The 11,079-nt window shown below is 69.5% G+C and carries 9 protein-coding genes; 4 read left to right on the top strand and 5 right to left on the bottom strand.

What is annotated here, in order from left to right:
* Window positions 1-16: 16 nt before the first annotated feature.
* The 4 genes from VJN29_RS11795 to VJN29_RS11780 are packed head-to-tail and all read right to left on the bottom strand — an operon-like array spanning window position 17 to window position 3,544.
* Entirely contained in the window at window positions 17-409 is a 393-nt protein-coding gene (locus VJN29_RS11795) for a universal stress protein (protein WP_324143827.1), read from the bottom strand.
* Window positions 406-1,965 carry a tripartite tricarboxylate transporter permease gene (locus tag VJN29_RS11790; protein WP_324143826.1) on the bottom strand — a complete coding sequence of 520 codons (1,560 nt, stop codon included), beginning with the start codon at window positions 1,963-1,965 and terminating at the stop codon, window positions 406-408. The genes VJN29_RS11795 and VJN29_RS11790 overlap by 4 nt, the downstream gene beginning before the upstream one ends.
* Complete coding sequence (locus VJN29_RS11785) at window positions 1,965-2,501, bottom strand: tripartite tricarboxylate transporter TctB family protein (RefSeq protein ID WP_324143825.1); 537 nt, start codon at window positions 2,499-2,501, stop codon at window positions 1,965-1,967. The genes VJN29_RS11790 and VJN29_RS11785 overlap by 1 nt, the downstream gene beginning before the upstream one ends.
* 2 nt (window positions 2,502-2,503) lie before the next feature.
* Complete coding sequence (locus tag VJN29_RS11780) at window positions 2,504-3,544, bottom strand: Bug family tripartite tricarboxylate transporter substrate binding protein (protein WP_324143824.1); 1,041 nt, start codon at window positions 3,542-3,544, stop codon at window positions 2,504-2,506.
* 106 nt (window positions 3,545-3,650) lie between these two features.
* Here VJN29_RS11780 and VJN29_RS11775 point away from each other — a divergent pair, with 106 nt between their 5' ends.
* The 4 genes from VJN29_RS11775 (at window position 3,651) to VJN29_RS11760 (ending at window position 8,226) form a co-directional block, all read left to right on the top strand.
* Complete coding sequence (locus tag VJN29_RS11775) at window positions 3,651-5,312, top strand: sensor histidine kinase (RefSeq protein ID WP_324143823.1); 1,662 nt, start codon at window positions 3,651-3,653, stop codon at window positions 5,310-5,312.
* Entirely contained in the window at window positions 5,309-5,986 is a 678-nt protein-coding gene (locus VJN29_RS11770; RefSeq protein ID WP_324143822.1) for a response regulator, read from the top strand. Before VJN29_RS11775 ends, VJN29_RS11770 begins: the two co-directional genes overlap by 4 nt.
* A 196-nt stretch (window positions 5,987-6,182) precedes the next feature.
* A complete protein-coding gene (locus VJN29_RS11765) occupies window positions 6,183-7,136 on the top strand; it encodes a DUF1214 domain-containing protein (RefSeq protein ID WP_324143821.1) in 954 nt (317 codons plus the stop codon).
* A gap of 67 nt (window positions 7,137-7,203) precedes the next feature.
* Entirely contained in the window at window positions 7,204-8,226 is a 1,023-nt protein-coding gene (locus tag VJN29_RS11760; protein WP_324143820.1) for a helix-turn-helix domain-containing protein, read from the top strand.
* Window positions 8,227-8,291: 65 nt separating this feature from the next.
* On the opposite strand, the gene VJN29_RS11755 is transcribed toward VJN29_RS11760, so the two are convergent.
* A complete protein-coding gene (locus VJN29_RS11755) occupies window positions 8,292-10,958 on the bottom strand; it encodes a S8 family serine peptidase (protein ID WP_324143819.1) in 2,667 nt (888 codons plus the stop codon).
* Between the last annotated feature and the right edge of the window lie 121 nt (window positions 10,959-11,079).

Below are 11,079 nucleotides of genomic sequence, written 5' to 3'. Positions count from 1 at the left end.
TCGGAGGCCGTGGGCGTCAGTGTGCCTTCACCGCGAGGACCGGGCAGGGCGCGTCGAGCAGCAGGCGCTGGGCGGTCGAGCCGAGGAGCAGCTTGCCGACGGGGGTGCGGTGACGCAGGCCGATGACGAGCATCCGGGCGTCGACCTCTCGAATGAGCCGCAGGATCTCCTCGGCCGGGTCCGTCCCATGGTCGATCCGGCGTACCTCGTGCTGGACGCCGGACTCGGACAGCTCGACGTCGACCCGGTTGAGCTGGCTCGCCTCGGCACGGTGCGCGTCGACGAGCTTGTCGTCGCGGGACATGTTGACGACGAGGAGCGACTCGCCATGCGCTTTCGCCTGGGCGATGGCCGCGGTGACGGCGGCCTCACCCTGGGGCGTCGGGATGTAGCCGACGACGATGGTCACGCGGAGACCTCCTGGTTGGCGCGGTCAGGGCCGGGTCCGTCGGGGCCAGGTCCATCGGACCTTTGCCCACCGCCTCGAATGGCGCGCACCAGTCGGGCGATGAGCGGCCAGAAGATGACCACACCGATGATCGCGTAGCAGACCCACGCGACTGGTCCGCCGATCAGGCCGCTGATGTCACCGCCGGACAGCTGGAGTGCGCGGCGGCCGTGCTTCTCGGCGAGCGGTCCGAGGATGACGCCGATGATGAGCGGCAGGATCGGCAGGCCGAACCGTCGCATGGCGAAGCCGAGCAGCCCGAGCGCGAGCAGCAGGAACAGGTCGAACGGCTGGGCGTTGACCGCGTAGGCCCCCATCGTGGCGAAGAAGAGGATCCCGGCGTAGAGGTAGGGGCGGGGGATCTGGAGCAGCTTGGCCCAGGCCGGGGCGAGCGGCAGGTTGAGCAGGAGCAGCATCGTGTTGCCGACGAACAGGCTGGCGACGAGGGTCCAGACGAGGAGCGGCTGCTTCTCGATGAGGAACGGTCCCGGCTCGAAGCCCCAGCCCATCAGGGCCGACAGCATGATCGCCGCGGTGGCGTTCGTCGGGATCCCGATGGCGAGGAGCGGCACGAGGGTGCCCGCGGCCGACGCGTTGTTCGCCGCCTCCGGTCCGGCGACGCCCTCGATGGCGCCGTTGCCGAACTCGTCGTGGTGCTTCGAGAGCCGGCGCTCGGTGAGGTAGGACAGGAAGGTCGGGACCTCGGCGCCGCCGGCCGGGATGGCACCGAAGGGGAAGCCGAATGCGGTGCCTCGCAGCCACGGCTTCCAGGAGCGGCGCCAGTCCTCCCGTCCCATCCACGGCCGGCCGACGGGGATCACGGTGGCCGCCTTGCGCCGGAGGTGGGCGGCGACCCAGAGAGCCTCTCCGACGGCGAAGATACCGACCGCGACGATGATGATGTCAATGCCGTCAGCGAGCTGGGGGATGCCGAAGGTCAGGCGCTGCTGGCCCGTGACGAAGTCGATGCCGACGACGCCGATCGTCAGTCCGACGAGCAGGGACGCGAACCCCCTCACCCTGGACGAGCCGAGCACGGCGCTCGCGCCGACGAAGGCCACCATCAGGATGGCGAAGAGCTCGGGTGAGCCGAGGTTGATCGCGAACGCGACGACCTGCGGCATGACGAGGACGAGCAGCGCCGTGCCGATCGTGCCGGCGACGAAGGAGCCGATGGCCGCCGTCGCCAGCGCCTGCGCTGCCCGCCCGGTCTTGGCCATCTTGTTGCCCTCGAGCGCGGTGACGACGGAGGCGGACTCACCCGGCGTGTTGAGCAGGATCGAGGTCGTCGACCCCCCGTACATCCCGCCGTAGAAGATGCCGGCGAACATGATCAGGGCCTGCGTCGGCTCAAGGCCGTACGTGATGGGCAACAGGAGCGCGACGGTCATCGCCGGTCCGATGCCCGGCAGGACGCCGACGGCGGTGCCGACCGTGACCCCGATGAAGGCGAAGAGCAGGTTCATCGGGGTCAGGATGTGCGCGAAGCCCTCGATGAGGTTGTTGAGGTTGTCCATCAGAGGATTCCCTTGAGGATGCCGGCCGGGAGGCTGACGCCGAGCCCGATCGCGAAGCCGTAGAAGGTGATCAGGGCCAGCGCGATGCCGATGGCGAGCCCGCGGACGTGGCGCCGGTTGCCGAGCGCGAAGGCGCAGCCCCAGAAGAGCAGGCTGCCGGTGATGACCCAGCCGAGCGGGTCGATGAGCACCGCGCTGAGACCGAACACGAGGATCAGGAAGAGCACGGTCCTCCAGTCCGCCCGGCTGCCCGGCTCGACGTCCTCGCCGCCCTCGGCCTCGCCCACGCCGCCATGCCACACGTCGACGGTGTAGACCACGGCGGTGACGATGAGCAGGGCGCCGAGCACCATCGGCACCGGCCGCGGACCCAGCGGGTCGTTGCTGCTCGTCACGTGTGGGATGCGGGCCGCGTCGACGAGGAGCAGGACGCCGAGCCCCGCGAGGGCCGCGCACACACCGTACTGTGCGCGGTCCCCGCGGGCGGTCTCGCCCGCGCCAGGGGCACCGGTGCGGTCCACCTCGCGATCGGACATGATCAGTTGACCAGCCCGAGGTTCTTGAGGATCTCGGCAACGGCCGTGTCCTGCTCCTTCAGGAAGGTGCCGAACTCGTCACCGGTGACGAAGGCGTCGGTCCAGCCGCGCTTCTCCATCTCGGCCTTCCAGGCCTCCGAGCTGTGCATCTTCGTGAGCGCATCCACCCAGACCGCCTTGTCGGCGTCGGAGATCTCCGGCGGTGCGACGATGCCGCGCCAGTTCGTGAACGTGAAGTCGATGCCGGACTCCTTCATGGTCGGCACGTCGGGCAGCGCGTCGATGCGCTCCTCGCTCGTGACCGCGAGGACCTTGACCTCACCGGCCTTCACCTGGTCGAGGAACTCGCCGAAGCCGCTCGCGCCGAAGGTGATCTTGTTGCCGATGATGGCCGGGAGGAGCTCACCGCCACCGTCGTAGGAGATGAACGAGACCGACGTGGGCTCGATGCCGACGGCCTTGGCCAGCTGCATCGGCAGCAGGTGGTCGGGGCCGCCCGGCGAGGAGCCGCCCCCCACGTTGACCTTCGACGGGTCCTTCTTCCACGCATCGATGAGCGAGGTGATGTCCTTGTAGGGGGAGTCCTTCGAGACGACGATGGCTCCGGCCTCCTCGATGAGCTTGGCGATCGGCGTCGTGTCGTTGAGGGTGGCCTGCGACTTCTGCGTGTAGGCCGCACCGACGACGCCGAGGCCCATCTGCATGGCGAGCTTGCCGTTGCCCTTCTCGTTCACGATGCGCTGGAGACCAACGGTGCCGCCTGCGCCGGGAAGGTTGAACACCTGGACGGTGCCGGTGATGTCCTCCGCCTCCGTCACCTGGGCGACGGTGCGGGCCGTCGTGTCGTAGCCGCCGCCGGGTGAGTTGGGCACCATCAGCTGCAGTCCGGTCGCAGGCGCGGCGTCGCCGCCACCGGTGGCTCCCGCGCCGGCGTTCGTGCCGGCGTCGTCGGCGGTCGCTCCGCACGCCGTCAGGGCGAGTGCAGCGACGGCGATCCCCGCGGTGAACAGGGCGGTCTTGCGGGGAGAGTTGCGAGTGCTCATCGTTGAGGCCTCTTTCGCGTCATGGGTTCGAAGGGCATGATCGTGACGCGCGCCACGACGTCGTGTCGCCCTTGTGTCACCAGTGAAGGTTGAGTTCGTTTTGGTCATGCGGAAACTGCGCCGTTTCACGCTTGCGGGGCAGCTGCTCGTCGCCCAGATGGCGATCCTGCTGACCGTCCTCGTCACGGTCGCGCTCGTCTCCCTCGCGCAGTCGGAGGCGACGTTCACCCGCACCGAGGGGCGACGTGTCTTCGCCATCGCCGAGCAGATCGCGAGCACTCCCGTGGTGCGCCAGGAGCTCGCCCCCGAGGCGGTCATCAATGCCACGCCCAGCGTCGTCCAGGGCGCGATCACGCGATACGGCCTCTCCGTCGTGTCCGTTGCCGACACCGCGGGAGTCGTGAAGAAGTCGTCGGACCCGACGAGCGAGGGTGAGCCGCTTGGCCTCGGCTCGCCCAACGTCGCTCGGGGCGCAAGCTGGACCGGGGCGATGCAGGTCGGCGACCGCCGGATGCTCGTCGCCCAGACACCGGTGCTCCACTCCCCGGATCCGAACCGCACGTCCGACGAACCGGAACCAGCGGTCGGCACGCACCTCGGGACCGTCATGGTCGCCGTGGAGATGCCCTCGATCGTCGATCGGCTCAAGGGAGCGTCCTCCTATCTGCTCACCTACCTCGGCATCGCGCTCGCCCTCGGAGGCATCGGCTCCTGGCTCGTGGCCCGCCGGATCAAGCGACAGACCCTCGGTCTGGAGCCGCGCGAGATCGCCGGTCTCGCCGAGAGCCGGGAGGCGATGCTCTACGGCCTCGCCGAGGGCGTCGTCGCCCTCGACACGAACAACCGGATCACCTTGGTCAACAACGTCGCCCAGCGTCTTCTCGACCTGCCGGAACGCGCCGTCGGGATGGCCGTCGCCGACCTGCCCATCGGTCCACGGCTGCGCGAGGTCCTCGTCGGTGAGACCGGGGACGAGCGGGACCAGGTCGTCCTGCGCCGCGGGCGCGTGCTCGTCATGAACCGGATGGAGGTGGCCAAGGACGGGCGCCCACTCGGCTCGGTGACCACCCTTCGGGACCGCACGGAGCTCGCTGCCCTCGAGCGCCAGATCGGATCGTTCCGCAGCACGACCGAGCTGCTGCGCGCGCAGGCGCACGAGTTCGCCAACCAGCTGCACACGATCTCCGGGCTCATCCAGCTCGGTGAGTACGACGAGGTGGTCCGCTATGTCGACTCCGTGAGCGAGCATCGGGCCCAGCTCGACCTGACCCTGGCCCGAACGATCAAGGACACGGCCCTCTCCGCGCTCGTCATGGCCAAGGCGGCCCAGGCGGCCGAGCGCCGCGTCGAGCTGAGGGTCTCCGACGACACCTCGCTCGGCCGCGTCTCGTCCCATGACTCGGCGGACCTCTCCGCCGTGGTCGGCAACCTCGTCGACAACGCGATCGACGCGGCCGCGACCACGGGTGGTGAGGATCGGTGGGTGGAGCTCGCGATCCACCAGGACGAAGGCATCCCGACGAGCACCGTCGAGGTCGTCGTGTCGGACTCCGGGCCGGGCGTGGACCCCGAGCTCGTCACCGAGGTCTTCACGCACGGCTTCACGACCAAGGCGGCCGAGGCGGGGGAGCGCGGCATCGGCCTGGCCCTGACCCGGCTCATCTGCCAGCGCCGAGGGGGCGAGGTCGAGGTCGAGCGCACGTCCTCCGGAGCGACCTTCGTCGCCCGCCTCACCGTCGAGTCGGCCGCGGTGGTGGAGGCCCGATGACGCGCGTGCTCGTCGTGGACGACGACTTCATGGTCGCCCGCATTCATCGCGGGTTCGTCGAGAGGACAGAGGGATTCGAGGTCGTCGGCACGGCCAGCTCTGGGGCCGAGGCGTTGGACCTGGTCCGGGAGCTGCAGCCTGATCTCGTCCTCCTCGACCTCTACCTGCCCGACATCTTCGGCCTCGAGGTCATCACGCAGCTACGGGCCGCGGGGGAGACGTGCGACGTCCTCGTCATCACCGCGGCGAAGGAGGCCGACTCGGTGCGAGCCGCCGTCCGGCAGGGAGTCGTCGGCTACCTGCTCAAGCCGTTCTCGCGAGAGGACCTCGAGCAACGACTCATGACGTATGCCGCTGAGCGCGCTCGCGCTGTCGACGCTGGGGAACTGACGCAGGCTGAGATCGACGCCGCCTTTGGCTCGGGTGGGGCCAAGCGACCGGGCGCGGTGGCGATGCTGCCGAAGGGGCTGTCCGTCGAGACGGCGGAGGCGGTGTTGCGCGCGCTCAGTGCTGCCACTGACTCGGTGTCCGCCTCGGAATGTGCTGAGGCCGTCGGGATCTCGCGGGTCAGCGCTCGCCGCTACCTGGAGCACTTCGTGGAGGCAGGAGTCGCAGTGGTCTCGCTGCGCTATGGCACCACGGGGCGCCCCGAGCGCCGCTACCGTTCCCGCTGACCCCGGCGCCTCTCACACCCCTGATCGAGTGAACAAGATCTGGGAGGTAACCTCCCAGATCTTGTTCACTCGATCAGGGGTTAGCGGTCAGCCGCCGCCCTCGGCTCGGGCCGGGGTCATGCGACCGAGCGCGGTGATGCTGAGGCGGTGGGGATTTCGCGAGTCGGCGCACGCGGATCGTGGCAGACTCGCGCCCATGGGGATTCCGGTGAACGTGGACAACTTCACTCGCGCCGAGACCGACCGCATGTTCGCGGACCTGCAGCGAGACGCCGGTGGTGTGAACGTGCTCTCCCACAACCGCACACCGGCATCCGTCGACCACCAGACGGTGATCCGGATGAACCGGGACACCCTGTACAGCTTCGCCGTGGTCGACATCACCGCCGGGGCGACCATCACGATCCCCGAGCACGGCGACCGCTACATGTCGGTGATGATCGTCAACCAGGACCACTACGTCAACGAGATCCTCCACGGGCCCGGTGATCACCTCCTCGACATCGACCGCCATGAGACGCCACATGTCGCCCTGGCCACCCGAGCCCTTGTCGACCCGGGCGATCCCGCCGACGTAGCGGAAGCGACCAGGCTGCAGGACGGCTTCGTCCTCTCGGCAGGGGCCGCTCGCCCGTTCGACCTGCCCGACTACGACGCGGCGAGCCTCGACACGACTCGCCAGGCACTGCTCACGCTCGCGGCCGGGCTCACCGCGTTCGACCGCACGTTCGGCGCCCGCGACGACGTCGACCCCGTCCGCCACCTGATCGGCACCGCCGCCGGCTGGGGCGGCTTGCCGACCAGCGAGGCCACCTACATCGGCGTCGAGCCCGGGCTCCCCGTCGGCCGCTACGAGCTGCGGGTCGGCGACGTCCCGGTCGACGCCTTCTGGTCCGTCTCGGTCTACAACGCGGAGGGCTTCTTCGAACCGAACCCGTCCGGCGTGTACAGCGTCAACAGCGTGACCGGCGTCCGGGACCCCGACGGCTCGATCACCGTCAGGTTCGGCGACCACGGCCCCGACGTGCCCAACACGATCCCGATCACCGAGGGCTGGAACTACCTCGTACGCCTCTACCGGCCCCGCCCGGAGATCCTCGACGGCACCTGGACGTTCCCCACCATCGACAGCGCCACCCATCGCGACTGAGCGTCGGCTCGGCTCGGTGCCGGGCACCGGCCTTGCCGCCCGTCGACGATGAAGCGAGGATCGGCGCATGGAGTCCCAGCTCAGCGCGTTGGGCCTGACCGGCGTGGAGGCTGCGGTCCTGGGTGCGCTGGTCTCCGTGCCGGACTCCGACCTCGACGAGCTGAGCGCCCTGGTCCACCGCGGGCGGGCCGCGGTGCAGAAGGCCACGCTTCGCCTGGTCCGGTCCGGCTTGGTCGTTGCCGTTCCGTCCGCCAACGGCGCGTCGGCTGCAGTCGAGGCCCAGCCGCGCTATCGGGCGATACCTCCCGCGGTGGCTCTCGGCCCGCTGATCGCTGAGCGGCGGGAGCAGCTTGCGGCAGCGGAGGCCGAAGCCGCTCGTCTCAGCGTCATTCACCGATCCATCGAGCGGCGCGATCCGAGCTCCCCGGTGGAGGTCGTCTCCGGGCGTGACCACGTGGGCAAGCGGTTCGCCCAGATCCAGCTCACTGCGACGCACGAGCTCCTCGGTTTCGTGCCGATCGAGCGGCGCGATCCCGTCGTGCCGGTCAGGGACAACCCCGCGGAGCGGGAGGCCATCGAGAGGGGAGTGAGCTTCAGCATCGTCCTCGAGCGGGCCTGGTTCGAGCAGGCCGACACTCCCGCGCTCGTCGGTGAAGCGATCGCGGCCGGGCAGCGACTGTACGTTGCCGAGCGGGTCCCGTTCCCGATGGTGATCGCCGACGCGTCGACCGCGATGCTGCCCATCCACTCGGAGGAAGACGACTCGACCCCTCGTGCGGCGATCATCCATGACCCCGGGCTGGTCGCCGCCTTCATCGACCTGTTCGACGTCTACCGGGCCGCGGCCTGGCCGATCACCCGGGACGGGCCGACCATCGCGTTCCCACCAGCGGACGATGGGCCGGACGATGTCGACCGCGCCGTGCTTGCGTTGATGCAGGCGGGGCTCACCGACGTCATCATCGCCCGCCAGGTTGGCATCGCCCCCCGTTCCCTCCAACGCCGGCTCCAGCGGCTGATGCGGCTCGCCGCTGCACGGAGCCGCTTCCAGCTGGGGATCCATGCAGCGCAGTCCGGCTGGCTGCCCTGACCAGCAGCCCGAACAGTGCGGGCCGACCAGCAATGCTGGTCGGCCCGCGCTCCACCTCCTCTGTATCACTGGGTGATGGTTGCCTCCAGGTGGTACGGGTTGTCGAGCATCGGCGACGTGCGTCGGGACTCCACGACGAGCTCCCACACGCCCGCAACCGGGTTGTTGTAGGTGCGCGTCACCGGGTTGCAGCCGTTGCCCTCGAGGTAGCCCGCGTAGCAGTAGACCGTTCCCTGCGACTTCGCCTCGCCGCTGACGCCCTCGGGCCGGAAGGCCCACCAGCGCGTCTGGCTGTCCGCCGCCAGGCCAGAGAGGTTGACCGTGAGCGACGTGGTCCCGGCAGGCACGGCGACCGTGTAGGTCACCGTCTGGTTCCGTCGGACCTCACCGTCGACGCTCCATGTGCTGCCAACCGTCAGCGGCTCGGCGGCAGTGACGCTGAGCATGACGTGCTTCTCGACCGCCTTGGTCATCGGGTTGTCGAGTCGCAGCACCGCGCTGTGGACGCCGGGCGTCACGGTGTTGGCGGTCACCTCGATGACGGTCGGCACACCCTTGGCCAGCTTGACGTCTTCGGGCACCGTGAAGGTCCCGTCGTTGCCGTCGAGCAGGATCGGGTAGACGACCGGCTTGTCGCTGCCGCTCGTGCGCGTCAGGGTCACCTCGTAGGTGCGGCTCTCGCCGACGCTCTGGCCGCCCTGGCCCGGAGCGCAGCTGTTGTAGAGACCGCCGCCCGAGTGTGGGGTGACGAGCTGGTGTGACAGGCGGGTGCACACCGGCGACTGGACCGTCACGTCATCGGTGGCGAGGCTGCCCTGGGCGATCCGGGTCCAGGCGCCGCGGACCTCGAGCGCGCCGCGCCCCTGGGCCACAGCCGGGATGGCGTCGTTGTAGCTGGCCGAGGTGAACAGGGCGTTCCGCAGGTCCTTCGGGGTGAGCGCGATGCCGGACTGCTTGGCCGCCGAGAGGAGCACGGCAGCCGCACCGGTGGCCTGCGGAGCAGCCATCGAGGTGCCGTTGAACATCGCCGAGCCGACCGGGAGCGTGTAGCCGGTCTCGGCGGGGGCGCCGCCCTCGAGCCAGTTCGGCAGGGAGGAGACAGCGGAGCCGGGAGCCGTCAGGTCGGGCTTGAAGCCGCCGTCCTCGCGAGGACCGCGAGAGGAGAACGGCATGATGTCGCGGCTCTGCTCGGTCGCGGAGCCGTAGTTGGCCCACCACGTCTCCTTCGAGACGGAGGCGCCGACGCTGACCACGTCGGCCGCGACGCTCGGGTCGCCGACGGTGTTCGAGCCTGCGCCGGAGTTGCCGGCCGAGATGAAGATCTGCACGCCGGTCTCGTCGATGATCCGGTTGTAGAGCAGCGCGCGCGCGTTCATGCCGTCGTTCAGCTGAGGAGCTGAGCCGATCGACATGTTGATGACGTCCACGCCGTAGTTCTCCGCGAGCTCGACCATGCCCTCGGTGAGCGCCGCAGTCGAGCAGCCGAGGGCGTGGCAGGCCCGCATCGAGACGAGCTTGGCGCCGGGTGCCTGACCATCCATCGACCCACCGAAGAGGCCGTTGGCGGCGGCGATGCCTGCGACGTGAGTGCCGTGTCCCTCGACCAAGGTGTTGATGTTGACGCCGACGCAGCCGCCTTCACCGCAGGTCGAGGAGGTGGGGAACAGCCCGAACTCGAAGTCGATGGTGAACGGCACCCGCTCGTTGAGCGGCGTCGCGGGGTCGTCCGTACCGAGGTGGCCGATCTGCCGGTCGACGCTGAACGGCTTCATCAGCTGCTCGTCCGTGAAGTCGTGGTCCTGGTCGGTGTCCACCCAGACGGCGTGGTCAGAGTCGCGGTAGAGGACCCCGAGGTCCGTCCCGAGCAGGCCGCCGACGTTGACCTTGCGCACACTGACGCGCAGGTCCGAGCTCGCCGGCCCGGTCCAGGTCTCGCCCCGCAGCGGGTCCGTGAACGTCGGGCCCGATACCTTGGCCGTGTTGGACAGGTAGCGCCAGGTGTCGTCGAACAGGGAGTCGATCAGGTTCCTCGAGCTGGTGCCGACGACCGTGTCGACCAGCTTCGCCTCGCCTGTGGTCGTCGTGGTGAGGGCCGGGTGGGTCGGGTCGATCCCCGAGTCCATGATGCCGATGGTGGTGCCCCGGCCGTCGTAGGTCGGGTTCTGGGCCTTGAACTTGGCGGACCCGGTCTCGCCCGTGGGCAGGTACGGGTTGTCGTCCGGCGTCGAGCCTGACGGTGCCTTGGGCAGCGAACCGTCGGGTGTCACCGGCGCCAGGGCTTCCTTGGTCGGCGCCGTCGGCTCATAGGGAAGCAGCTCGTCCACGTCGATCGCGACGACGTCGTCGATGGCTGCCACCGCGTCAACCGAGCCGAAGGGGACGTTGGCCTGCACGTAGCCGACCGAGTCGGACCCGCCCGTCACCTCGATGCCCAGTGCCGTGAGCTCGCGCTTGACCTCTGGCGCGGTCCCATCCTTGCTGGCGATGATCAGGGTGGCGTAGTTCGGGACGGGACGGTCCGAGCCGGGCAGCACCGAGCGGGTCCGCGCCTTGGCGGCGTAGGACGCGAGCAGGCTGCGGTCGTGGTCGCCGAGCTTGTCCTGACTGGCCGGTTGGGCTGTGGGTTCGGCGACCGCGGCGGTGGGGGGAAGGGTGAGGCCACCGACGACGACAGCGGCACCGACCACCGCTACGGTGCGGCGGCGTCGGCGCCTTGAAGCTTGGGTCAACATGCTGTCTCCTGGGGAGGGAATCTGGACAGCGCCGATTCTGGGTAGCCGGCCAGCCCGAAGGACAGGGGTCAAGCGCGACGACTTCTCGCCGTGGCGTGACCTCGCCACGTGGCGACGAGCC

The organism is Intrasporangium sp. (assembly GCF_035280925.1).
Classification (GTDB): Bacteria; Actinomycetota; Actinomycetes; order Actinomycetales; family Dermatophilaceae; genus Intrasporangium.
Note: the sequence above shows the minus strand (reverse complement) of the source record. Positions and strands in the feature narration are given on the sequence as shown.